Source organism: uncultured Photobacterium sp., assembly GCF_947039875.1.
Lineage (GTDB): Bacteria > Pseudomonadota > Gammaproteobacteria > Enterobacterales > Vibrionaceae > Photobacterium.
In genome coordinates, this window is record NZ_CAMRAN010000005.1 from 83308 (window position 1) to 108606 (window position 25299).

Here is a 25299-nt window from a genome sequence, read left to right on the forward strand (position 1 = left end):
TATTTTTGGATAAATTTAAGCTAGCCATTCAGACTAACTCATTTTTGGACAGAAATGAGTCAACGACTTAGTAAAATACATATTAGTTGAGGTATGGTAAACCTTTGTGTTTTTGTCTGAAATGAATGGTTCTCACCAAACTAAAGGGGATTGTTTTGATATCTATTCAGTTAAGAATTCACTTAGCCCATTATCCGTAATCTATTCACCACGTGCTTGAGCCATAAATAAGCCAGTGAAAATGCGCTAAAACTTCACAGAGATAAACATGTAAACATGGGCAGCCATATTTCTTTGAGGGCTACCCATGATCTATCCACCACACGTTTGGGCATTACAAACACCAACGAAAAGAATAACTCTACAACGCGCGGGTAATAGATTCCCTATCGCCCTCGCAGGCATTCACTGTAGAGAATGACGGAATTTGGGCACAGGAATTGCTGTAAGGAATAACGACATTTGGACACTGCATGTGTTGTAAATAATAACGATATTTAGACGCTACATGTGTTGTTGAGAATGACAGCAGCGAGAGAAAAAGTTATGGGTGTCCATTATTTTTTTTTTTTTTACGAGAGTAATCACAAAATCGGGCAGTTGCCGTTTAGTTTTTCTACTAAAGACAAATCTATACATATCGAAGCCTAGTTCATAGACTTATCCGCATCCAAATTATCAATTCCTTTTCTAGTTGAACAAATGTAATATATTTAAAGTTATATATTACATATAGTTACTCTATTACCCCTGATAGGAAGAAGGATCAAGTAATGATGTTGAAAAGGATTACTTATAGTACTATTTTACTGTGCTTATCAATCAATACACATAGTGAAACTCTTATTGAAATTGACACAAAATCGCCAGATATTCATAGGATAATTGAAAACGCAGGAAACCCATTGGGACCAGTGTCTATTTTTGATTTTCACCACTATGCATTAAATAGAGTCCCATTTGATAATTCAGAAATTGACTTTGGAAATAATCCAATGGGGCTAAGTTTAAGAAGCGTGCATCCATTATTTTCTGAAAATCTGGCAGGACTTGTTCAAGATTATTATGATAATGGTGAGAAGCCACCGGGAGCCACAAATAGTGTTTGGCAATTTTTAATGAACGCAGATGGCATGCCAAGCATCTATGAGCCGACAATTGAAGATGATCGAATGTGTATTTATACCCATCGAAGATATAAATTGTCCGACATTGCAGCTGATGCAGCGAACTCCATCACAAATTTAGGGTTTGTTAATTCACCAGATCAGTGGTGGTTTCAAGTATCACTATACAATCAAGAAACAAATAATTTTGACTTGCCTGCACCAGATTATACGATACGAGATCACCCAGAAGCTGCCATTAATAACTTCTCAAGAATGGCTATTCAGAAAGGTGCCATCCAAACACAATCAAATGAACGATGGTGTTTTAAATACGATGAACCTGCAATAATAAGGATTAAAAAAGGCTCTAGAGTTACAAATGAAAATGAATTTGTATGGGATAATGCACTGGCTGACATCGTTGATATTATAGTTAATGTTCCTAACATTTCCGGCTACCCTCATTTTACAGGCATGTCAGATTTAAATATTACAGATCATGAGTTTTGGAGAGACGATAAAATACAATATGTTGGAGTAGATCTATTACGAGACATCTTTTTTGATTTGGAGTCACCAAGTTTCAACACAGGTGCTGCCGATGAGAGCATTAAAAACAACTCGTTGACAGCCGTTAAGATTATTTGGTCTAAACTTGTTAACTTTAGATTGAATGGTGTAGATTCTACAAATGACGACTTTTCAAGACTTATTACAACAGTAATGAATGACAATACTATAAGTCTTGAGACCAAATTTAATGAAATTAAATTTGAATCAAACAAAAGGACTCAAAAGGAGTTAAAGAAAGGATTTAAACAATGGACTACGTCTCATTACCAAGGGATTTTAATGGGAAATCTTGGGACACTTGACAATATTAACCGATTTAAAAACAGCATTAAAACAAATGGTGTTAAGCAAACAATAAAATCGATTAGACTGACAAATCCCGTTAGTATATTAAAGAGTTTTGGCCCTGACCAACTTTTAAGCATGGGGTTTAATATATGGCAACTAGCAGATAACATTAAAAACCCTGGCAATAGTACGTCTGAGATTGCTCTTGCCTATATACCGGGCATATCTGATGGCATGACACTATTTATTGACACGAGCACAAAAACAAATAATTTCCATGCACTGACTAATTTCAATAACGTTAAGAAAACTGATTATAACACCAACGATTTCCCCTATGAGATGATCAACAATCACATGATGTCAAGACTAACAGACTTTGACCTCAATTCTGTTGAAAATGCGTGTTTTTATACTGATAAGGAGAATCTAAGTGAGCCTTCATTTTGTATAAGTGAAGGTTCAGAACCTCAAAGCCCTCAGTCTTATATATCGTTCGCAAACATTCCTGAGGGGTATTGGGTCAAAGCGGACTTGAGAGTAAACAAGCCTCCATTCTATTTAACCGAATCAATGGAAAGTATCGGGAATTTATCATCTAGCATCCTTTCAAGAGGAGATGTGGATTTATCTTTAGTGAAAGCTGAAGATATCCAAAGAAATAGTGATTACTGTATCTATTACAATGAACTATTTAAAGGCGTCGCTCAATGTTATAACGGGGAACTAGAGTTTACAGACTCTCGCGTTGCTGATGATTTAAATCTTGAGAATCAAAATTCAGAGATGTTCAGAGAACAATCAAAAGTTAAGTCATATCAGAAGTTCAGTAAAAAACCGCTAGAACTGATCATGGATGTCGATAAGAAATCCCAGTTCATAACATCAGTTCCGTATAAACCTGAGAGTATTTTTGGACATGACGTAGTCGCCATTAAAAACACAACCCACGCTGAAGCAATCAACTTTTTCCAAAAAAATCATGGCACTGAAGGTGTTGTGATTTATGAGCACTCCAATCAGCAAGGAAATTCATTAGTTATCGCATCGGACAAGCACGATTTAGGCTCCGAAATGAATAACAAAATGTCATCATGGGTTTTACCAACGGACTGGGTGGTTAGATTTTATGAACATGCCAACTTTGCAGGTAGGTACCATACGCGAACAACAAGCGGTAATGCCGATGGCTTTCATGACATAACAAGTTCAGTAAAAATATTAAGCCCTAGAAATAATCTTGCGATATTTGATCGCAATAATTATGGGGGTGATTATATGGAAATCACGTCAGATATGGACTTCCTTGATTCAATGAATGATCGCTTACAATCATTTATCATCCCAGAAGGCTGGGAGATTAGATTTTATGAACATGCCAATTATGGTGGTAGTTACTATACACGAAATTCCAGTGGTAATGCCCAAGAAGCATTTAGCAATAATATAAGCTCCATTAAGATAATATCGCGTCCATAGCGTCAAGGCATCATCCTTGTACTCGTTTCAATCTACCAAGAACCAAGAGGGCCATTAAGCGCAGCTCTCCTGGTTCTTACCCAATAAACATAGGACAGCCAGATCTTTACTTGCTCATTTCAGTAAGTAATTTACTATCATTCTTTATTAAGAATGACAGCATTTAGGCAAAAATTATTAGTTACCATTATTTTTCGATAATAGTCTATTTAAACTATAAGTATCATGATGTTGGTTACATTTTTAAAAAGAAAGAAATGATGACTATTCATGATTTATTCAGCCCGTATTGGAGCATTAATAGAAACCAACGAAAATAATAACTCTACAACGCGCGGGTAGTAGATTCCCTATCGCCCTCGTGGGCATTCACTGTAGGGAATGACGGCATTTGGACACAGCCATTATTTTTAATTTTTATGAGCATTGTTATATCCAAATAAAAGCCAATACCTTATTCACTTTCGACTAAGAGTATTGGCTTTATTTGTATGATGGCTGTTGCGGTTGTTTTAACGTTTACAGACCGTAAGATGCTAGCAAGTTGTGGAAATACAGTGAGATACTTGCCCAGGTTCGAGTGAACCAGCCGCCTTGCTGAACGCTGTTAAGCGCGACAAGTGGCTTTGATTGAATAACTTTGTCTTTATAGGTTACGGTAATTTCACCTAATTTCTCACCCTTATCAACCGGGGCTTTAATATCACGGTCAATTTGAAACTTAGTTACCAAACCTTTCTCGTCAACACTGGAAGGAAGAACCAAGGTTAGTGGCTTATCAAGGCCTAAAGAGACAGTATCTTGTTTTCCTCCCCAAACCTTTTGTTCAGAAAGCTTACTGTTTGCTGTATACAAGGTGTCTTGCTTGAAGAAATGGAAACCGTAATTGAATAGTGCCTTACTTTGAGCGGCAACATCATTCAGTGATTTTGTGCCTAGAACAACGCCAACCAATTTCATTGGGTTATTGGGTATCTCAGCAGAGCTTACCAGTGAGTAACCCGCCGCTTCTGTACTGCCTGTTTTCATGCCCGTCGCATATTGGTAAGTGAACAATAAGCGATTGAAATTTGGTTGACGGATATGATTGTATTCAAAATACTTTTGACTGAAAAAATGAAAGTATTGAGGGTAGTCGTTCATGATGTGCTGTCCAAGCAGCCCAAGATCATAAGCGGTTGAGAAATGTGCTGGCGCTGGCAAGCCCATAACAGTTGTGAAGTGGGTATTGTGCATGCCTAACTTAACAGCTGTCGCGTTCATCATTGCAACGAATGAAGATTGCGAGCCAGCTACGTAATTTGCCAAAGTGACAGCGGCATCATTGCCCGACTCAACAATGACACCTGAGATAAGATCTTTCACTGAAACAAAAGAGCCGGGCTTTAAGAACATTCTTGAGCCACCCGTGTGCCACGCTACTTCTGGTACTTGTACTTTTGAGTCTAGTGAGATTACACCGTCGGCCAGTTTTTGCTCAACAATGTACATTAGCATTAACTTGGTGGTGCTGGCTGGGGCCATACGCATGTTGGCATCGTTAGCAGCAATAATCTGTCCCGTATTGGCATCCATTAAAATGAAAGCGCGTGCTTCAACTTGAGGTGAGAATATTCCTGCCTGAGCCCATTTTTGCACCAGTGTTTCTGGAATCCCATTATTACCACCAGCTCCTACGGGTGCAGAAGGCACTTGTATATTTTCTGGAATACTGGTTTTTACATCAATAGCACCAAAGCTATTAAGTGGAGCTTGAGCTGCTTTGTATTGCGTTGCCGCGAAGTACTCACTATTAGGCATAGTGTTCATTGCATCGTTGCTAGGTGCGGCAAATACGGTACTGGAGGTAAATAATGCAGCGATGGTTGCTGCTAATGAAAGCTGTTTGATTATTATCATAAGAGTATTTAATTTACAGTTACTTACTAAAAGCGCGATATAAAAAAGCGACTAGATAGAATACTGACTTCGCTGAGTAATTAATGCCCTGCAGAGTCTATCCATCACTACCACAAAAATGGTGAGTGCTTTTTCGTTCTTGATCAGCGTTGCAATGACTTTGGTTACAAATCGCATTTATATAATGATGTTCCGATCATTATGCGAACATAACCTTAATCCCGTTGATAGCTATACCCAAATGATGATTAAGTCCTGCTTTACTCAGCGGATCGTTTAAACCTCATGTTGGTTATAGCCTCTCGTATATTGTCTGTTTCCATCTTACCAGCAGATCCTTTATAGAAACCTGAACGGTAATGATGTTTATGCAGCATAAAATTCGGCAAGTAATTCTTTTAGAAGAAACATAGGACAGCCATATATTTTTGGAAATAGAGAAATGATGGCTACCCATAATCGATTCACGCGAGCTTGAGGGTTACAAGCACCAATGAAAAAATAATTCTACAACGCGCGGGCGGTAGATTCCCTATCGCCCTCGCGGGCATTCACTATAAAGAATGACGACGTTTGAACACTGTAGTAACCAAATAAAACTGACTACTATTTTATGTTAGTTTTTAAGCTCACATACTTATTTTATATAAAATCACCATTATATGGAGTGATTAATACAAACATCTCGTTTTACAATCATTTCCTTAGCCTCTGATTCAGGAATCCAATACTGAAGTTTTTGTATCAGTTGTTGGCGAATAATAGGTTTCATCAGATGATCATTCATATATTGATTAATGTCTTTTGTTACTTTATTACAATATTCACCAGACAGAGCAATAATAGGTATATTACAGCCCTTTTGTCTCAGGATTCGAGTCACTTCCAGTCCATCCATTTCTGGCATATGAATATCCATCAAAATGAGATCAGGTAGCTCTTGCTCGGCGATACGTAATGCATCATTCCCACTATTAGCCTGTAGTACAGTGATCCCTTCTTTAGTTAAATAGCTTTGTACCAACATTCGGTTAACTTGCATATCATCGACAACTAATACACGTTTTCCAATCAAGTGCCCTAGGGGTTTGAGTGATCCACTGTCGATCAATGATTTTAATGATTGAGCAAATAACATCGGGCTGTCACTGACCTTAAAGTCACCCTGAAAAATATTAGTGTCAAAATGGATATTTTTTGTGTTTTCACAGGACAATGCAATCAATGGTAGTTTTTGTACGTTGCCACCAAAATCACCCGAACGGATGTTCTTAAATGCTTCAAATTGCGTTGGCGATAAAGAAAGATCATAAATCGCAAAATCCACTTTGTTATTAATAATATGCTTAGCTGCACTCTCCCAGTTATCAAAGGTAGATACAAGGATATTAAAGCCAGAAAGTAGAGATGAGATGAGTGTGGTATTCTCTTTTTGACCCATCACAAGAACTTGTTTACCAGTTAATGCTTCTTTTAGTTCATTGAACAAATTATCAGGAATATGTTCTTCATTGATAATAGGAAAAGTTAATGTAAAGCGAGTATAACTGCCATATTTTGATTGGCAGTGAATATTGCCCCCAAACGCATTCATTACACGACGGCAATATGCCAGTCCAAGTCCACTGCCATTACTTTTTCCTAATGTATAAAGCTCATCAAAAATATATGGAATAACACTGTCAGCAATGCCAGGCCCCGTATCGGTAATAATGATGTAATTTTCTGATTCTCCTCGTTCGAGTTGAATAGAAAGTGTACTTTGTGGATATTGTGAAAAATAATGAACTGCATTTTTAACTAAATTAAATATCACAAAGCTAAATAGGGTCTCATTCACCAAAAATTGAAAATCATTTTGAGTATTAGCTATTACTCTAGCTTGATGAGAATCTCCAGCAAAACCATATTCATTTAGCGCTTGTTCTATTAATCGACTAGCTGAATGGGCACTAAATGTCTGTGGGTTAATGCTATTACCTTTAATCTCATCAATAATAATATCAATAAATCGGCTACCAAGCTGAACCGCTTTTTTACTTTCCGTTAGCTCTTTATAGAAATCTTTCATTTGTTCATTTAAAAAAGGATGTACCGAGTTATTACTGACATTAAATAAATCAGCATCAATACGCTCAAAATGGTATTGAATTTTTGATAATGGATTTCTGATCTCATGGGCGATAGAACCCGCTAATACTTGTGATTTCCTTACTTGTTCTTCTGAACGGATATATTGGTTAGCTTGTTCAAATAGAACTTGTAGAGCCTCAATTTCTTCACTGGAGAACAAACTATCATGGTCTTTTTTTGATACCATAAAAAGGTGAGATATATCACCATTTTTACTCACTATAGGCAAAATTAATGCAGAATTGCTAGCATCCATATCCTGCTTAAGCTGACTAATATTACTAAGTTCTGTATGCGTTTCATACTGAATCTGAAATTCCAATTCATCTTTTACCAGTACAGAGTGTTTCCCTTCAAAATAGATCTTTAGAGCTGCAAGATCAGAATGGGTAGTAATATTGAGAATTTGTCCGCTGCGAGTATTGAGTAATTCATTCAGTCGACCAAGGCCGTATTCCGTTGAGTACTGAAAATGACCAATAACACGTTGAATATTTTCCGATGGATTTCCTTTTGAGCCGTAAAATATTCGATTTGTAAATAATTTAATTCGAGATAATGATGTTTTCCATCCTAGCCCGATCAGAGCGATCCAGAGTCCAATTAACAGAGGGTTATCTTCATAGCCAATAGCTATTATCAATAAGTAGGGTGACAAATAAAGTGCCACATTAGTCAGATGACTGATAAATTGGGAGGCGATATATCGTGGCGAGTAAAACCGATTGAACAACAAAGCATAGCCAATTAACAGTATCTCAAAAATTGCCAATGTAGGTGGTAACCATGTCAATGAAAAATCATCAAATATAAAAGGAATGAGCACGTGTACTATCAGTGTCGATATCATGAATATAATTACGCCCAATATCATATACATGGATTTTATTTGGATAAGTTGTGACCCCGATCTTTTATAAATCAAAAAATTGCGGAATGTAAGAACCAGCAATAACATCACGATCAGAAAAAGCCACGATGTATGCGGGCCAAATATAATGACAAAGTCACTCGGAGCTACAATATCTACATGCTTAACGGTTAAACCTGGAGACCCATTTATAATCAAGATATAAATTGATGTGATACCAATGAACAGCTTCTGGTATAGCGATAAATTTGTATTTGGCTGTATTGAAATTAGGTGGCAAGAGAAGTTATATGCGCTAATAAATGCACAGCAAGAAACTAAATTAGCGAATAGCGCCATGGTAACAGCAGTTGATTCGCTATAGTAAGTGAGCAGTGGCGACTGAAAATATGCGTTAGACAGTATCCATAAAAAGATTGATACTGAGTAAGTTAAGTAAGGGTAATACACATTTCTGTTTGCCCCCGGTCGAGATGTAAATAAGATAAAGCTGAAATATCCCAACCAAGCCAAAATAATCCCAGCCGCGAAAAACAGCAATACTCCCCGTGGCTCGGATAGAAACAGGTATAACATCTCAGACATTTGTTATCTCTTTTGTAGATTTACGCATCTGTATGATCTTTTTCTTATAGTCTTTAAAACTGTTTTTCTGGAATAGTTCATTGAGACTTTTAGTCAACCATAGCCCCTTGTAAGTAATTATTCCATTTGAATTAACATCTTGATATGAAGTGTTAATATAAGGAGAGATAGTATGCCCTTCACTATTTAAGGCTTGATAAAATAAGATCATTGAAGGTTGTTCTATAATAGTCAATGCAAGGGTGTTACCCTGTTCGCTCAGTTTCTGTGCCAGCATTTTCTGGCTCTGATATAAGAAAAACTGACGTTTGGCCGAAGATCCACTAACCGTCAGTCGCAATATCTCGCAAATAGCTTTTTCATCAATCAATGACTTTACGAGCAAAAGCTCAAATTCAAGAACACAGGAAGGGGTTTGAGTAAAATGAAACATATCGGAAAATATGCTGGTCTGACGTAGCATATTCAGTTTCTTTTCATTTATATCAACCTGCCAGCCGTTATTTTGGAAAAATGGATCAAATGTCAGCCAATTGTCTCGCTTCTCCCATCCCTGAAGCAATGCGGTCGAAGTAATGATTGCTAGGCCGCTTTCATCACCTTGTAACATAATAAAATGTTGGCCTTTTTGTGATAATTCTAAATAGTACAGCATTTCATACCAGTGCTGCTCTTTTATGAATGTTTCAATATTGGTTAAAACAATCGCATCAGACAGAAGCATTGGTTTATTATAATGATGAGTCATAAATAGACGTTCATCTTTTTCAATATGCATTACAATTTCTGAAATAAACTCATTTGGCGCACATGTATGTACTTTATTTAGCGCCGCCATATGGTTGTTTTGATATTGTTGTACACGGCTAATAATTTTATATGATTCATATTCAGCCCAGCAATATAAAATATTACCGAATAGAGAAATAGCGAGTTTCTCTATATCAAGGTAGACCGCTGGTAGCCCATCTAAGGGCTCATAACCACAAATTTGATTAGCTATATCACTGGTAAATATTTGGTGTAAATTTCCGCTATAATTTTCACAGGTTTGGATCTGTGCCATACGATGGGATACGATTTTTGAGAAAATGTCACATCCACCATTTTGATGAATATAAGTATGAATAAAATCTAATCCAAGTTGCTTTTGAGACAAAGAGTGAAAATCAGCTGATTTTATTGGAAAATAAGTCATTAAAGAATCAATCGGGCTCATAATTAATATGTATATCAAAAAGTAAAATTATGCATTCATTCTATTTATGTTTTCTCTTTTGACAATCTTATTTATTAACCAATCCTGTTGTTTCTTAAACGATTTCATTTAATGTGATTCAAGTCATATAAATTTAATTGCATTACAGCTCTCACTCTCGGTTTCATAGGTTATGAAAGGTGCTATTCCTTCAATATTAAGCATTACAAACACCAATGGAAAAATAACGCTTCAACGCGCGGATGGTAGATTCCCTATCGCCCTTGCGGGCATTCTCGGTAGGGAATGACGAGGTATGGACACAGGCATATGTTACAAGATATGGCGATTATTGTCGCCATAGTGACAATTTTAGTAAGTATTAAAATTAAATCGTTCAATGAATTAGAATAATAAAAATTAACACCGTTTATTTGTTCATCGTTAATGAAAGGTCTATTTTTTGCACTTTTTAGGTTGTCCCCAAAAAAGGCCACCAATAAAAACAATTAAAAAAAACAATACTTTACAATCAGCATTAAACAACAAGCACTTAAATGTAAATAGTTTACATTTAATTTTAATTAGAAATTGATATAACAATAGATCTAATCTTATTGTTATTTAATCATTTTATTTTGGCACTCACTTCGTTATTTTAAAACGTTAATTTTCTTTACCCTTAATATTAAACTATATTTTATTTTCAATTTATATCTTTGTTTTTATATGACTTTTTATTATTTCATCGTATTGAATCGTAATTCAACCTGCGGCATTTGGCAAATGTCAATATTCCTCGATACTCTATATATTGATAATTTGACGATTTTATTAATAACTGTTCAACTTAATCTATAAAGTACTCAATGATTAAGGAGACTACTCATCAAAATATTATCTGCAGTCGCAATTACCCTCATTCTATCTGGCTGTGCTGGAAGTGGCATGACGAGTCAAGCAGCAGCGGCTAAGGTCAAGAGCATGAGCACCTCTGAACTGTGCTACCACAACGCTTTCGGGTACTCAGGTACTAAAAAAATGAAAGAACGTTTAATACATGCCACATCGATGGAAATAATCAATCGCAAAGCATCTAACTCTCCAGAGTGCTTAGAGGCATTAACGCGCGGTTCAAACGACTTCGATCGACTAAAGCAGCAGAAAAACAATACGGATAAAAGCTAAATCTTAATCGAGTTAATTAAATAGCTTCGATGCTGTTATGCCAAAGCAACTTTTGAGGCCGAATTCGTTTATTACGTGCTATTTTTGAGTATCATCAGCTAAAATAGCACGCATAAATGTCTTTTAGACTATCAAACTGTTCAGGAAACAATGAGCTATTTTAATCCTCCCCTCTCGCAAATATTCACTATAGCTAATGAAAAATATCGCTTTCAGAGGGAATATTTAAAGATAAATAACAACGACTCCACTTAATTCCATATTTAATAACGCAAAACAACAAATTCTCATTATAATTAATTAACAAACAATTAAACTGATATTAATAAACCTTAATCAAGCATGAATAAGTTTTGACTTAATACAGCTAAAGGAAAATCTAATGTTGCAATAGCATAACTTGAACCCTTTTACAGTCAGACGTAACATGCACATACCATTATTTGAGAGGACACCGCTTTGAACACACCCAGTCGATACTGGAATGAGATTTTTCTCCGTTAATTTGTCCTCTTCTGCTTTGGTATGTAAGTTGACAATGTTTAACTGTCAGCATGCACTTTCCTAATATTCGTTGCTTCTGCTTAAATCTTATTATTCCAGTTTTGCATTGGTCGACGCTGTTTTTATCAGCCTCAAATCGTGTTTTAAAGTGTTCTTTATATCATCGCCATTAGTGGAGATATAATACATGCTGAACGCATACACATTAAACGACCTACGTTTACAACGTTTAGATTTAGACGATCAAGATCCTATTTCATCAGCATTATGGGTTGATCTTATCGAGCCCAATGAAGCAGAGCGTGAACGGGTTCAACAAGAACTTGGTCAAGGCCTTGCTACACGCCCTGAATTAGAAGACATTGAGGCCAGTGCGCGTTTTTTTGAAGATGAAGATGGCTTACACATTCACTCATTTTTTTATTTTGAAGATCTAGAAGATTATGTAAGCAATGCAACCGTCGCTTTCACCATTCGTGATGGTCGTTTATTTACTTTACGCGAACGTGAATTACCCGCTTTTCGTCTTTACCGCATGCGAGCGCGTACGCAGCGTTTACAGCAAGGCAATGCTTATGAATTACTACTTGACCTATTTGAAACAAAAATAGAGCAACTTGCCGATGTGATTGAAGATATTTATAGCGAACTAGAATCAATTGGTAAAACCATTTTAGGCGGCAACAAACCCGGTGCTAATTTTGATCAGGCTTTATCACATCTTGCAAAACAAGAAGATGCGGGCTGGAAAATACGTTTGTGCTTAATGGATACTCAGCGAGCATTAAGCTTTTTAGTCCGCAAAGCGCGTTTACCTGAAATTGAATTAGAACAAGCTCGTGAAGTGTTACGCGATATTGATTCTTTGCTACCGCACAATGAATCTTTATTCCAAAAGGTTAACTTCCTAATGGATGCGGCAATGGGCTTTATCAATATTGAGCAAAACCGCATTATTAAAATATTCTCTGTGGTATCGGTTGTATTTTTACCACCGACACTGGTTGCATCAAGTTATGGTATGAACTTTAAGTTTATGCCTGAGCTTCATTGGGAACTCGGCTATCCCTATGCATTAGGGTTGATGGTGCTAGCGGGGTTTGCACCTTACTTATTCTTCAAACGTAAGGGTTGGCTATAAGCCACTATTAATCTTTGTTACACAACCGATTATTGTAAAAAAAGAACCCTACTTCAAAGCAGGGTTCTTTAGTATTTATCGTCAATCGTCACTGACTGACAGTCTAAAATAACTGTTATTTGCTAACCGTTATAATTGTGGGTTTAGACCTAACTTTTCTAACACTAGCTTAAAGTTAGCTTGACGCTCTTTGGCATTATGCACTTCGCCAGTCGAACAAACAGAGTCTGGACAACCACGGTTCACAATACCTGAAACATCATCAATAAAATCAGTCCCTTTTAGGCCACCATCAACGTACTTTTTCAGTTCGTTATAGTAATTCCAATCTGCATATTGACCACCTTCATCAGAATATGCTTGAACCGATGTAACCCAGTAGAATAAACCTGCAATCCATTTGATTTCTTTGTTCTCTTCAGAGCTACAGATTAAGCCTGGGTTCGAACAGAAATCCAGATCAGCATACAATGGGTTTGCCGGTGGTGCTTCAACGGTTACGCCATCAATTGTTTGACCAATCGTTGCAGGATCAACATGTGAGCGGCCTAAGTAATGGTTAAGCGTACCAAAGTTCTGGCGACCCGTAGTTTGAATAACACCACGTCCCCACCAGCCACAACCTTCAACACTCTCTTGGCTACTACCATCCCAAAGGAATGTACCTGCTTTTTGACCAACATACGTTTTACACGTATCGCGTTCCCACACTTGCTTTGAGGTATCCACTTTCTCTGGCACATCATTACAGTGACCGCTGTTAGTCCAACGACCAACACTGCCATTAACCAGCAAACCACGCTCTTCTAATACCGCATTAGGTGCTGCAAATACTGGAGCTGGCGCGCCATACCATTTAGCATGCGTTAACGCGCTCACTTCCATCTTGTTATCACGAGGACAAGAATATGCGTAATCTAAGCCTGAATTAGGGTTTACACCATAATCTGCATATTTCTGTCCTAGCTGACCACAACTTGCTGACATTGGATAGTCTGCAGGTGCGCCATATTTAACTTCAGACCAGTTATTCTCATCACACGCATTGTAACGAATAGTTTCTTGCATACTTTGAGCTAAGAATGCAGCAATCGCAACTTTAGCGTAAGTGATGTTCGTTGTATCATCTGCTTCATCATTTAATAGCCAGAATTTATTCCCTGCAACGCCAATGTTATGCATTGCATTTAGACCATCAAGGAAATCATCCCACTTATAAACGGTAGATGGAATCCATTGTGATTGTGGTGTTTCATAAAGGAACACTTCGTTATCCATCACATCAGCAGCACTAGTTAACTCACGGTTAAGTACTTCAATACGGGTTAACGAACCTTTTTCTAACTCTTTACCAACATAGTACAGTGGCACTTTAGCATTTTGGTAAGATTCAATTTTCGCCGTTAAATTAGTACTATTTTTATCAAACAATAGCGCAAAAACATTGCTGTAAGCAGCTTTACGAAGTTGTGCTTTATGTGTTGTATCACCCATAAAGTAGTTAGCCGCTTGCTCTGTTGATATATTTGCCAGCATCGCAGGCGTTTTTACAAAATCAGTCACTTGCTTAACGTATTCTAACGCGTTATGCCATTGATCACTTGATAATGGCGCTGTTGCACTTGATTTAGTGAACACAACAAAATCAGCTTTAGTTGCGCTATCAGCTTTATAAAGTGCTAATTTATCTAATAGATCAGCCGTATGATTAGACGCTGAATCCCATACTGACTGACGGCCTGAATGAGTATTAAAGGCAAAATCACCAATCGTTAAAGACCAACCAAATGTCGCTGCTGGTGCTAATGTCGATACAATAAGGTTATGTGCTTGTACCCAACCTTGTAGATCATTGCTTAGTGCATTGATCGCATCAATATCAATGTTACTACCCGTACTATCAACCGCTTTAATTAGTGCTTCTTTAGCCGCAATATTTTGTGATAATAAAGTCTTGTCTTGCGTTGCCTTATCGAGCACATCACTACTGATAATAATCGATGCAGAATCCGTTTGAGTCGCTGTTTCAATCATCGATACAAACGATGCTGCTAGCTTATCAACATTGGTTAAATCTGCACTACTGCTTGCTTCAAAAGTTAATGTCGCAGGAGCCGTTGAAGATGGACTTGCAACGACAAATGTATTTGGCCAACCTGCAACTTCTAAACGAACAGGATCCATCGGATTTGGTAGTGAAAGTAGTGGTGCAGTACCCGGCTCAGAGCCATCACAATTTAGATGCAGCGCCCATGAGCTATCACTACCAGGCGTTGTTTGGGTCCAGTAAATAGCAGAATAAGCAATATTGTTATGCACCATAATATCGCCACCTGTTGCATGATCGCCACGCGTCCAGTCAGGGTAAACATTAAATTCTTCACACAACCCACCCGGTGGTGTTACTGGCGGCTCTACGGTTTCTTCTTTAACGGTAATAGTTAAACTTGTGTTTGAAGAAAGATCTTGTGCATCCGTTGCAATAGCGCTCAGTGTTACGCTACCAGATTGAGTCGGCTGCCAATCACAACTAAATGTAGTTGCTACAGCGGCATCAAAGCTACAAATTTGTTGATTATTGGCATTAACAACCACTGTTGTTAAGTCTTTATCTACATCTGAGGCATTAACAGCAATAGAGACAGTATCCGTTTTATTAACCGTTGAGCCATTTGCTGGAGACGTAAAGCTCACCACAGGTGCAATAAAATCTTCATTAGTTTCAGCTTCGATTTTCACAGAAACTGATTTTTGTTCTATTTTTTGATTATTTTTATCAAACACAAACACATTAATAACAGCACTACCCGCTTCACTTGGCGTCCAAGTTTGAGAGTAAAGCATAGTATTTTGAGTGATTGCTTTTTCAGCTAATTTAGTACTATTAACCCAAAACTCAACTTTAGATGCTAACTCACCCTCAATATTGGCTTTGATTACAATCGCTTCATTAACCTTCAGCAACTGACCCGCTATTGGCGATAAAATAGATACTTCTGTTACATCAGGCTCAGGCAACGGCTCATCAGAACATTCTGTTAGCTTCCAGAACCATGAATCAGCACTTGGTGCTTCCCATATACCTGGGTTATTTTGAGCAATAAAGCACTGACCGTTATAGGAGACAACATCGCCATTTTTGACTTGTGTGGCACCAGGAATGAAAGGAATAATACCATCAAGATCTGGGTTCGGGTTCGGATTTGGTTCAGGATCTGGAGTCGGGTTTGGATTGGGCTCATCAGAACATTCAGCAGACTCCCAAAACCATGAATCAGAGCTTGGTGATTCCCATATTCCAGGATTATTTTTGGCAATAAAACATGCGCCATTATAAGCAACCATATCACCATTTTGAACTATTGTTTCTCCAGGAACAAAAGAAACAATACGAGCGTCAGCTGCGTAAACATTACCACTAAGAATAGCGCTAACAATAGCTGCTGTTATTTTATTTATTTTTTTCACTTAACGTCCTAAGTATACTCACTCGTTTTAACAAACCTAAAGCACTTATCCTTATAGTAAGTATCATTGTTGTATTCCGTACAACTTACTTATTTTTAGTATTTTGTTTTTACTAATGAAGTGTTACTGACCATATGATTGCATATAATACAACTTAATCTTATAGCTATCACTAGATTAACTAATACTTTGTGTAACAAAGAGTTAAAGTGTTACAATAAATGTAACAACACTAAAAACACATACCTTTCAGAAATTACCTCTGCTAAATAAAAGATTTATGTAGAATAAAAGTGTCGATTTATAAATGCTTTTCTAATTACTAATAGCTTTCATTCTTAATTAAAATATAGTTTTTTATGTCAGCCTTTTTATAAGACATATAACGTCAATAATCATTCCTTAATATCATTTAATAATGAATACCGTATTATTAAAGATTAAGGCTTTTTGTCACTCTAAAATAAGGTAACATAGCGCAGTACACCTAACGTATTAGATAGCAATTTTTTCGAATGAGATTAAGGTAAAATCAATGGATTACCAACATTACTATGAAGCTATGATCGAAATATTAGTTGATAATTTTGATACGGATATTGGAGAATACAATGGTAAAATTGAGCTATCTGTTGATGAATATAACGACAGTTGCACCATTGCCAAAGAATTTGATGTTGCTTATAACCCAGAACATACAGTATTAGATGTATTACAATTAGCAACACCTGAAGTTGCTGAAATAACATCTTATATTGTTTCTGCTCCCGCACTAGGTTGTCTTATTGATTATTTAGAAGATGAATTGATTGTTGATTTTGAAGATTAATCCTCTTCGCTAACACCTTATTTTAAAAAGCTAACAGTTATCCCTGTTAGCTTTTTTATTAGCTGATACTAAAAAGATTTCATTAACATCTTTAATCATATAAATAATGCCTTACAGGCAATTTTATCATTAAAGGTATTAATTATTTTAAATATCAATTGAAGATTAATTTATGTTCGATACCATAAAGCAACCAACCACTCATCATCACAATTGCATAACAAATAATATAAAACAAAGGATGCAGCTCAAAATCTATATCAAACTAGAAGGTATCACTTGGAAAGTTACGACTGATGGTCAATGGTTACTGCTGAGTCCATATGAGGCTATTGATATTAAATTACCTTTCATTTGTGAGCACACACATTTTAACGATATCATCAGTCTTTATTTTAATGAAAGTGAAATCTTAACAGACTAAGGCTAACAATAGCCTACTCTTTAATCATCGATTATTACCACTCAATATTCATACCGTACTCGCTGTTACTACAGCGGGTTTGAGAAAAACAGCAACTAACGCTTATATCCCAATAATTGATGTAATTAATCCCTGCACAGCACTAATAATGTAACTAGCTTATCTATTCACATACCGATACCTGATATAAAAAACTCACCTCTTATCATAAACCATTATTTTTTGGATATTTAGGTGTCTTAGGAGGAAAAATACAATTCACATACTACCGAAAAAAATCATGATTAAAAAAGGATTTTAATAATGAATACCCGACAAAAAATTGCACTTGGGCTAGGCTCAGGATTACTTATCGGTTCCGTTGCAACAGTATTGCCCACTTTTCAATTTGGTTGTTTTGTACTCGGATTAATCTTATTCAATTACGTTATTATTACTAAGAAAAACTAACGTTTAGCAATAACAGCGAATTTATATTGGCACAACCATATCACAGGTATAACGCAGGCAGTAGTAGTAATAATGTCACTTAACGTATGGTACTTCTGATGCATCATTAAAGCGGCATAACCCACCATAGAAAGTACCATCCCCCCTCTTAATTTTGGGGTATATACAAGAAAGTAGCCAATAAAAACAAGCGCAATGGCGGTATGGGTACTGTAATCCAAATTAAATGCCGGCCACATCCCCAACGCATTATCAAAAAACATAACTGCATAAATAAAAGCCGTTGAGAGCAAGACTCCACTCAACGCGAATAACCCACTTCTCATCCCCTGCTCACGTCTTAATTTCACCATACTAATAACGCATATAATGACAATCATTGGAGTATAAAGATCAGCAACAAAAGCCCATTGTTCAAAAGTCATTATTGGTATTTTCCAAATAAATAATACCTATATTCACATAGATAATGGGGTATTTCATCTGTTTTAAATGCGAGGTACGAAAATTTAGGCCCACTTTATAGTACCAGTCAAATAACCAAATTATTTAGCCGAGATGGTTTGGGTATTGGAGGATGTGAACCCACTTTTATTGCACCAATTAAATACATCACTATTTTATTCAGACAAAAAAACGCTAAATTCTTAACGGCTTTCTTAAATTTGGCGGAGCTGATTTGGGTATTAGAGGATTTGAACCCGCTTTTATTGCGCCAATTAAATATATTGCTACTTTTACTTAGACGAAAAAAAGCCAACATTTAAATGTTGGCTTTTTAAGAATTTGGCGGAGAGATAGGGATTTGAACCCTAGATACGCTATAAACGTATGCTGGTTTTCAAGACCAGTGCTTTCAACCGCTCAGCCATCTCTCCATGCGGCGTATAATACAATTCACATTAGCTACTGTAAACTCAAAAACGATCAACTGATTAATTTTAAAACGTTTTTTAATATATTTCACCTAACAGATACAGTTAGATAACTAAAACCATTTATCTGTGGTTATTAAATGCACACTTTCTATGTTTCTCTTTTAGCGTTGCTATCTTTATTTTCGTTATCTCAGTAGTGATCCGTTATAATAGAAATAGTTATCTCATTATTAGACTGAAAAACACATGGCAAACAAACCAGACTTTACGGAAGAAGAATACCAAGCTTTTGCTCAGCTAATGGATTCCTATAATCGAACCTTTGCAATTTCACTCACCACCTTCCTTTTGTCTATTCTAGGTTTTATTGTTGCTGAAACTCAAATAGGTTACGCCATCACTGATACTATCCGTTGGATATTTGGCTTATTGGTTGTATTACCGTTAACGATTACCGTTATTGGCTCAAAACGGGATTTTAATAATTTGGCGTTTAGCATGCCAAAAACAATTCTCTATTCAGCACTTAATGCAGTAAGCCTAATTACTATCGTTGCGCTGGTTTTTAACCTTAATTAACACTTCTCATCCTCTCCTCCATTTATTTGATTCCAATAATGAACCGCCAACTCACTGACGGTTCAAAATAAATAAACCACTAATACAATGATAATAAACAAATAAATCATAACATGCATTTTAAATGATTCTTTTGCATTGACAGATATTTCCTCGAGGCATAACATGCATCTAAAATACAACTTAAAGCGTTAGAGGAATTTTAAAATGGCTGTTCATGTTAAAAACAATATTACTTGGGTTGGACAACGTGATTGGGAAGTACGTGATTTTCATGGCACAGAATATAAAACAACCCGTGGTACGAGCTATAATAGTTATCTAATTCGTGAAGGCAAGAATGTGCTCATCGATACCGTTGATCACAAATTCACATTAGCTTTCCTACAAAATTTAGAACAAGAAATTGATCTTAACGACATTGATTTTATTGTTATTAACCATGCAGAAGAAGATCATGCTGGTGCGCTAAGTGAATTAATGAGCCGTATTCCTAATACACCTATCTATTGTACTGAAAACGCAATTGACTCAATCGTTGGTCATCACCACCACCCAGAATGGAACTTTAACACCGTAAAAACGGGTGACACGCTTGATATTGGTAATGGTAAAGCATTAGTGTTTGTTGAAACGCCAATGTTGCACTGGCCTGATAGTATGATGACTTACATGACCGAAGATGCAGTTCTATTTAGTAATGATGCTTTTGGTCAACATTACTGTGATGAGCGTTTATTTAATGACGAAGTTGACCAAAACGAATTGCTTGATCAGTGTTTACGTTATTACTCAAATATTTTGACGCCATTTAGCCCACTTGTTACCAATAAGATTAAAGAGGTTCTAAGCTTTAACCTTCCAGTTGATATGGTTGCCACTTCACACGGTGTCATTTGGCGTGATAACCCAACTCAAATTATTGAAAAATATCTTGAATGGGCTAATCAATATCAAGAAAACCGTATCACTATTTTCTATGATTCTATGTCAAATAACACCCGTATGATGGCTGATGCTATTGCCCAAGGGATCACCGAAGAAGATGATCAAGTCATTGTGCGTATTTTCAATGTTGCTCGTCATGATAAAAATGAAATTCTTGCTAATATGTTCCGTTCTAAAGGGGTACTTGTCGGCTCATCAACAATGAATAACGTCATGATGCCTAAAGTTGCTGGCCTACTAGAAGAAATCACAGGCTTACGTTTTAAAAATAAAAAAGCAGGTGCCTTTGGTAGTTACGGTTGGAATGGTGGTGCTGTTGATCGTATTCATGCGCGTTTAACTGATGCTGGTTTCTTCACGACTATTGGTCTTAAAGCCAAGTGGCGTCCAGATGGCAAAGCATTACAAGAATGTCGTGATCATGGCAAAAAAATCGCTAAAGAATGGGCTCAAAATGAACGCCCTTATGATCATTACACACCTTTCACTACCGAAGTAACGCCAGCTGCAACAATACAAGTCGCGATTGATGTTCCTGAAATAATCGAACAAGTAGGTGTTGTTGAAGTAGAGCCAACAACAGAGGCGGCAGTTAAATGTTGTGCACAAGCTGCAGGTAGCCAGAAAATGTTATGCACGGTTTGTCAGTGGGTTTACGATCCTGCACTTGGTGAACCTAATCAAGATGTTGCTCCTGGTACTGCTTGGGAAGATGTGCCTGATAGTTTCCTATGCCCAGAATGTGGTATTGGTAAAGAAGTATTTGAGCCAATCAACTAAATAAATGAGAGCTAACAATGTCAAATCCAATTATTGTCATTGGTAGTGGCTTCGCTGCTTACCAATGGGTGAAATCGTTTAGAAAACTGGATCAACATACTGCCATTACTTTAGTAACCGCGGATCAAGGTGCTGATTATTCGAAACCAGAACTAAGCCATGTCTTTAGTCGTAGCCAACAAGCAACAGATCTTATTAAACAAACTGCCGCTGAATTTGCAGCAGAGCAAAATATTAAGTTAATAACAGAAACGGTTATTAAAGAAATTAATACCGCACAACAATGGGTATATTTTAATCAGCAACAATTGCATTATTCTTCGTTAATAATTGCCACTGGTGCTACATCATTTATACCGAAGTTTGCAGGTAATGCGACAAATAATATTATCACATTAAATAGTCTATCTGAATTACAACAAAATCAATCACAAATAAATGCCGCAAAGCATATTACTATTTTAGGTGCGGGTTTAATTGGTACTGAAATAGCCATTGATTTAGCTACCGCTGGTAAACAAATTACATTGTGCGATAAAGCCGCTGCCATGATGCCCGCTTTACTGCCAGAATTTATTGCCGCAGAGCTGTACCAAATATTAAGTCAAAAAGAAATAGATCTTCAGCTAAACGCTACCATAAATGAAATTAATTTTGATGGCGAAAAGATGATAATTTCACAGCAAGGTAGAAAGGATATAAATACAGATATCGTTATTGCAGCGATGGGACTAGCACCAAGAATTGATTTAGCAAAACAAGCCGGAATCAGTACTAATCGAGGTATTATAGTCAATAATATGCTACAAACCTCCGCTAATAATGTATACGCTATTGGTGATTGTGCTGAAATCAATGGTAAAATTAGTGCGTTTATTCAACCCATCATGTTATCAGCGATGGCACTGGCTAAAACATTAGCAGGAACACCGACGCCATTATCACTACCACCAATGTTAATTAAAGCAAAAACGCCATGGTTGCCATTAAGTTTAGCGGGAATCACAACCGCTATGGATATCCATTGGCAAGTTGAACGAGATCATGAAGGTTATATTGCAAAGGCACACACAGCGGATAAAACACTTATTGGATTTATCGCTTCTCATAATAAACAAAAACAAGTCTTTGCATTATTAAGACAGTTACCGCCTGCATTATAAATGTAATGGCAAGCAGCATTATTGTTGTTTGCCATTTTTATACTCGATATATACTGCTTATTATTGTTAATCATCCATTCTATTTTTATAACTATCAAACTTATTGATCGTTACAATAGATACAGGATAATAAGCCTTAATTCATCAACTAATATGAAGTTTTGAACCAAAATAGCGGTTGTTTTTTTAGTATTTCTTTCCCACTTCAATCCGTTTAATCTTCTTTTCTAATTCACAAATGTTAAGCGGATCAGGTGTCATTGGTGTTGGGTGATGCTTTAGATGTAATCCCGCTACGTTCATCTTTAAGCTGCCAAACCCACTTATCCATTGTTGATTTACCGACATTCATCGCTTCAGTAGCTTCTTTTATGGAGTAGTCTTGTTCTAAAACGAGTTGTGTTGATTCCAATCGAAACTCAAGGATAAAATTAGGGCATACTCTTAGTCATTGTGTCACCTATTAAATCACGATGTGGTGATATCACCTCTAACTGGATGCCAAATTAACTATGCTATTAAAAAATAGATTAGTTTATATAATAGCTAGATTTCAGTAATACTATTTTATGATGTGCTTAATCAATGCTCCATTCACAAACGGTGATCACAGTTGGGACACAACACGATTTGCAGGCTATTTTCTCCAGACGTAAAAAAGCCCGCAATTTCTTGCGGGCTTCTCTATTTGGCTCCCTCTACTGGACTTGAACCAGTGACATACGGATTAACAGTCCGGCGTTCTACCAACTGAACTAAGAGGGAATTGTTTGGAGCAGGTAGCGGGAATCGAACCCGCATCTCAAGCTTGGAAGGCTGGAGTAATAGCCATTATACGATACCTGCAATGTATCTTTACAAATTATGGTGGTGGGAGAAGGATTCGAACCTTCGAAGGCAGTGCCGGCAGATTTACAATCTGCTCCCTTTGGCCACTCGGGAATCCCACCGAAATTTAATGGTGCCGACTACCGGAGTCGAACTGGTGACCTACTGATTACAAGTCAGTTGCTCTACCTACTGAGCTAAGTCGGCACACTAATTTCTTTTTTACTATCAAGTCGAAACTTGATAACTAAATTTGGCGGAGAGATAGGGATTTGAACCCTAGATACGCTATAAACGTATGCTGGTTTTCAAGACCAGTGCTTTCAACCGCTCAGCCATCTCTCCAATGGCGCTTATAATATAGCGCAGCCCTTCTCCTGTAAAGAAAAAAAACACAAAAAATCCCTAACCAGCTATTTTTTAAGCAAAAAGCCACAAGCTAACACATTAATTGTACAATATCAGATTGTTACTAATGATATAACTTAAACTATCAATCACATTATTTTACCAACACCTTATTCTCTCTGTTAATCATTTAGCATCAGTACGAATTAATCATATTCCCCCGAGCTTACTAACATAGAGCAGCACTTTGGACGCACTGTCGCAGTAACGATCTTTAACACTGTAATACAAGCTGAAGCTATATATGGTGAACAACGCGTTCCAATGATAAATAGTTTTAAAACCTTAGCCAGTGCTAACTTATTACATCAGTATTTATTTAGCACAGACAGGAAAACCAATCACTGAACTTAAGCAAAATTGGGTAATTGATTTTTACACATTTAAAATAAGCACCATCAAATGCTATATATTGTAGGAGGTTTTTTAATCTCTCCTTTACTATTGCTTATAGCATTACTTTCAGAGTCGATATTAAAGGTATTTATCTATTGCAGGTCTAATGAATTTTTTTGAAATGTTGCTAACTTTTATCCATAACATTTTAAATCTATTTTACTTATTTTTGATGTCATTACTCTATATCATTATGAATTATACAAGGATCACAATATGTTAAGTTGTCACCAACATGACTATATCGAAATAGCATGTATGCATCATTTGAACATTGATCTAACGTTGAATGACGGTAGCCATCTTATCGGTATTGCACACGATACGTTGTATAATAAAAACCGTGAAGAGTGTATTGTCTTAATTATTAATCACCAGCAACAATTAGTCGTATTAGATGATATTTCGTCGATGAAAGCAATAATCGCAACCCCATATTTTGACACGATAAATTTCACATAACCACCTGATTAGTAATGAATTTACATTGTAAATACTTTTAGTCTTCATGTTTATTACTTAAAATAAAAATGGCGTTTCTATTTTATCTAATAGAAACGCCATTTCTAATTATCTCCACCATATAGGTAATTATGCAAACTTCATTTTCCCGTTATCATCTAGATAAAGTGTCGCTTTTTCTTGGCCAATCAATTGTGCAGCATAAGACGGTGTAACAGCGCGTAATTCACCTTTCGTTGATAAGAAAGTTCCTTCCCAAGCTTGATCGCGGTATGTGCCTGACTCTAAAATTTCAATAACGACTTTCATGGTTAGCCTCAACGTTTAATAAAAATAAAATAATGACAAAACCCTAAGGCAACTCATCTTTTTTAAATTTACCATCATTAAATTAATTGTCATCCCATGTAAATTGCAACGTTAGATACACAAATAGAGCGCATGAAAATCACTCTTCATTAATTCCCTTCTAAAGTGCGTTAGCGTTTCTTTTCATGCTTAGTCACCAGCAACAAAATAGCAATAACATATTGAATTTGAATAATATATATTTAAGTTTGCATTATAAATACGATGCGATATTATTTAAACTCAGCATTGATAATCTATCAATGTACTAAATAACAATGATAAGTACAGATCGTGTAAAGCAAGTTTTCATTTTTGATCAATACAACAAACAAAAATTGGAAATTAGCTATTTGATTCAATTAAAAAC

The 25299-nt window shown here is 36.5% G+C and carries 15 protein-coding genes, 6 tRNA genes and 1 pseudogene; 9 read left to right on the top strand and 13 right to left on the bottom strand.

Translation table 11 applies throughout. From position 1 onward, the window contains the following. Positions 1 to 773 precede the first annotated feature (773 nt). Positions 774 to 3449 (top strand): peptidase inhibitor family I36 protein, encoded by a 2676-nt coding sequence (locus Q0V26_RS03265; RefSeq protein WP_297476824.1) that lies wholly within the window; start codon positions 774 to 776, stop codon positions 3447 to 3449. A 519-nt stretch (positions 3450 to 3968) separates the two neighbouring features. On the opposite strand, the gene Q0V26_RS03270 is transcribed toward Q0V26_RS03265, so the two are convergent. The 3 genes from Q0V26_RS03270 to Q0V26_RS03280 form a co-directional block, all read right to left on the bottom strand. After that, complete coding sequence (locus Q0V26_RS03270) at positions 3969 to 5348, bottom strand: D-alanyl-D-alanine carboxypeptidase family protein (RefSeq protein ID WP_297476826.1); 1380 nt, start codon at positions 5346 to 5348, stop codon at positions 3969 to 3971. A gap of 658 nt (positions 5349 to 6006) precedes the next feature. Further along, positions 6007 to 8937 carry a response regulator gene (locus Q0V26_RS03275; protein ID WP_297476828.1) on the bottom strand — a complete coding sequence of 977 codons (2931 nt, stop codon included), beginning with the start codon at positions 8935 to 8937 and terminating at the stop codon, positions 6007 to 6009. Further along, on the bottom strand, positions 8930 to 10135 hold the full coding sequence (locus Q0V26_RS03280; protein WP_297476830.1) for an acyl-homoserine-lactone synthase: 1206 nt from the start codon (positions 10133 to 10135) through the stop codon (positions 8930 to 8932). Before Q0V26_RS03280 ends, Q0V26_RS03275 begins: the two co-directional genes overlap by 8 nt. Positions 10136 to 11083: 948 nt before the next feature. Here Q0V26_RS03280 and Q0V26_RS03285 point away from each other — a divergent pair. Then, the gene (locus tag Q0V26_RS03285) at positions 11084 to 11323 is read left to right on the top strand and encodes a hypothetical protein (RefSeq protein ID WP_297476832.1); all 240 of its coding nucleotides are present in this window, start codon (positions 11084 to 11086) and stop codon (positions 11321 to 11323) included. A 691-nt stretch (positions 11324 to 12014) separates the two neighbouring features. Then, positions 12015 to 12968 (top strand): magnesium/cobalt transporter CorA, encoded by a 954-nt coding sequence (corA, locus tag Q0V26_RS03290; RefSeq protein ID WP_297476834.1) that lies wholly within the window; start codon positions 12015 to 12017, stop codon positions 12966 to 12968. A 129-nt stretch (positions 12969 to 13097) separates the two neighbouring features. On the opposite strand, the gene Q0V26_RS03295 is transcribed toward corA, so the two are convergent. After that, positions 13098 to 16436 carry an Ig-like domain-containing protein gene (locus Q0V26_RS03295; protein WP_297476836.1) on the bottom strand — a complete coding sequence of 1113 codons (3339 nt, stop codon included), beginning with the start codon at positions 16434 to 16436 and terminating at the stop codon, positions 13098 to 13100. A 535-nt stretch (positions 16437 to 16971) separates the two neighbouring features. Between Q0V26_RS03295 and Q0V26_RS03300 the strand changes: the two genes are divergently transcribed. Next, positions 16972 to 17265 carry a hypothetical protein gene (locus Q0V26_RS03300; RefSeq protein WP_297476838.1) on the top strand — a complete coding sequence of 98 codons (294 nt, stop codon included), beginning with the start codon at positions 16972 to 16974 and terminating at the stop codon, positions 17263 to 17265. A 727-nt stretch (positions 17266 to 17992) separates the two neighbouring features. After that, positions 17993 to 18139 (top strand): hypothetical protein, encoded by a 147-nt coding sequence (locus tag Q0V26_RS03305; protein ID WP_297476840.1) that lies wholly within the window; start codon positions 17993 to 17995, stop codon positions 18137 to 18139. On the opposite strand, the gene Q0V26_RS03310 is transcribed toward Q0V26_RS03305, so the two are convergent. Both Q0V26_RS03310 and Q0V26_RS03315 read right to left on the bottom strand, forming a co-directional pair. Then, positions 18136 to 18564, bottom strand: coding sequence for a hypothetical protein (locus Q0V26_RS03310; protein ID WP_297476842.1), 429 nt, complete (start codon positions 18562 to 18564; stop codon positions 18136 to 18138). The genes Q0V26_RS03305 and Q0V26_RS03310 overlap by 4 nt on opposite strands. A gap of 362 nt (positions 18565 to 18926) precedes the next feature. Next, a tRNA-Ser gene (locus Q0V26_RS03315) sits at positions 18927 to 19017 on the bottom strand. A gap of 246 nt (positions 19018 to 19263) precedes the next feature. On the opposite strand from Q0V26_RS03315, the gene Q0V26_RS03320 reads away from it, so the two are divergent. The 3 genes from Q0V26_RS03320 to norW all read left to right on the top strand — a co-directional run bounded on the left by Q0V26_RS03320 (position 19264) and on the right by norW (position 22487). After that, on the top strand, positions 19264 to 19596 hold the full coding sequence (locus Q0V26_RS03320) for a hypothetical protein (protein WP_297476844.1): 333 nt from the start codon (positions 19264 to 19266) through the stop codon (positions 19594 to 19596). A gap of 207 nt (positions 19597 to 19803) precedes the next feature. Beyond that, entirely contained in the window at positions 19804 to 21324 is a 1521-nt protein-coding gene (gene norV, locus Q0V26_RS03325) for an anaerobic nitric oxide reductase flavorubredoxin (RefSeq protein WP_297476846.1), read from the top strand. A gap of 17 nt (positions 21325 to 21341) precedes the next feature. Continuing rightward, on the top strand, positions 21342 to 22487 hold the full coding sequence (norW, locus tag Q0V26_RS03330) for an NADH:flavorubredoxin reductase NorW (protein WP_297476847.1): 1146 nt from the start codon (positions 21342 to 21344) through the stop codon (positions 22485 to 22487). A 204-nt stretch (positions 22488 to 22691) separates the two neighbouring features. Here the strand turns inward: norW and Q0V26_RS03335 are convergent. From Q0V26_RS03335 to Q0V26_RS03360, 6 genes and pseudogenes are all read right to left on the bottom strand, one after another. After that, a pseudogene (locus Q0V26_RS03335) lies at positions 22692 to 22939 on the bottom strand (IS3 family transposase); the annotation flags it as partial. A gap of 237 nt (positions 22940 to 23176) precedes the next feature. After that, positions 23177 to 23252, bottom strand: a tRNA-Asn gene (locus Q0V26_RS03340). Between the two features lie 6 nt (positions 23253 to 23258). Then, positions 23259 to 23333: transfer RNA gene (locus Q0V26_RS03345), tRNA-Gly, on the bottom strand. A 19-nt stretch (positions 23334 to 23352) separates the two neighbouring features. After that, a tRNA-Tyr gene (locus tag Q0V26_RS03350) sits at positions 23353 to 23437 on the bottom strand. 9 nt (positions 23438 to 23446) lie between these two features. Beyond that, a tRNA-Thr gene (locus Q0V26_RS03355) sits at positions 23447 to 23522 on the bottom strand. A gap of 47 nt (positions 23523 to 23569) precedes the next feature. Further along, positions 23570 to 23660, bottom strand: a tRNA-Ser gene (locus tag Q0V26_RS03360). Positions 23661 to 24335: 675 nt separating this feature from the next. Between Q0V26_RS03360 and Q0V26_RS03365 the strand changes: the two genes are divergently transcribed. Beyond that, on the top strand, positions 24336 to 24581 hold the full coding sequence (locus Q0V26_RS03365) for a Rho-binding antiterminator (protein WP_297476849.1): 246 nt from the start codon (positions 24336 to 24338) through the stop codon (positions 24579 to 24581). 129 nt (positions 24582 to 24710) lie between these two features. On the opposite strand, the gene Q0V26_RS03370 is transcribed toward Q0V26_RS03365, so the two are convergent. Next, a complete protein-coding gene (locus tag Q0V26_RS03370; protein WP_297476851.1) occupies positions 24711 to 24890 on the bottom strand; it encodes a hypothetical protein in 180 nt (59 codons plus the stop codon). Positions 24891 to 25299 lie beyond the last annotated feature (409 nt).

Excerpts from the sequence above, each read along its gene's own strand:
- Q0V26_RS03265 (WP_297476824.1), top strand. The coding sequence starts at position 774 with ATGATGTTGAAAAGGATTACTTATAGTACTATTTTACTGTGCTTATCA.
- Q0V26_RS03270 (WP_297476826.1), bottom strand. The coding sequence starts at position 5,348 with ATGATAATAATCAAACAGCTTTCATTAGCAGCAACCATCGCTGCATTA.
- Q0V26_RS03275 (WP_297476828.1), bottom strand. The coding sequence starts at position 8,937 with ATGTCTGAGATGTTATACCTGTTTCTATCCGAGCCACGGGGAGTATTG.
- Q0V26_RS03280 (WP_297476830.1), bottom strand. The coding sequence starts at position 10,135 with ATGACTTATTTTCCAATAAAATCAGCTGATTTTCACTCTTTGTCTCAA.
- Q0V26_RS03285 (WP_297476832.1), top strand. The coding sequence starts at position 11,084 with ATGACGAGTCAAGCAGCAGCGGCTAAGGTCAAGAGCATGAGCACCTCT.
- corA (WP_297476834.1), top strand. The coding sequence starts at position 12,015 with ATGCTGAACGCATACACATTAAACGACCTACGTTTACAACGTTTAGAT.
- Q0V26_RS03300 (WP_297476838.1), top strand. The coding sequence starts at position 16,972 with ATGGATTACCAACATTACTATGAAGCTATGATCGAAATATTAGTTGAT.
- Q0V26_RS03305 (WP_297476840.1), top strand. The coding sequence starts at position 17,993 with ATGAATACCCGACAAAAAATTGCACTTGGGCTAGGCTCAGGATTACTT.
- Q0V26_RS03310 (WP_297476842.1), bottom strand. The coding sequence starts at position 18,564 with ATGACTTTTGAACAATGGGCTTTTGTTGCTGATCTTTATACTCCAATG.
- Q0V26_RS03320 (WP_297476844.1), top strand. The coding sequence starts at position 19,264 with ATGGCAAACAAACCAGACTTTACGGAAGAAGAATACCAAGCTTTTGCT.
- norV (WP_297476846.1), top strand. The coding sequence starts at position 19,804 with ATGGCTGTTCATGTTAAAAACAATATTACTTGGGTTGGACAACGTGAT.
- norW (WP_297476847.1), top strand. The coding sequence starts at position 21,342 with ATGTCAAATCCAATTATTGTCATTGGTAGTGGCTTCGCTGCTTACCAA.
- Q0V26_RS03365 (WP_297476849.1), top strand. The coding sequence starts at position 24,336 with ATGTTAAGTTGTCACCAACATGACTATATCGAAATAGCATGTATGCAT.
- Q0V26_RS03370 (WP_297476851.1), bottom strand. The coding sequence starts at position 24,890 with ATGAAAGTCGTTATTGAAATTTTAGAGTCAGGCACATACCGCGATCAA.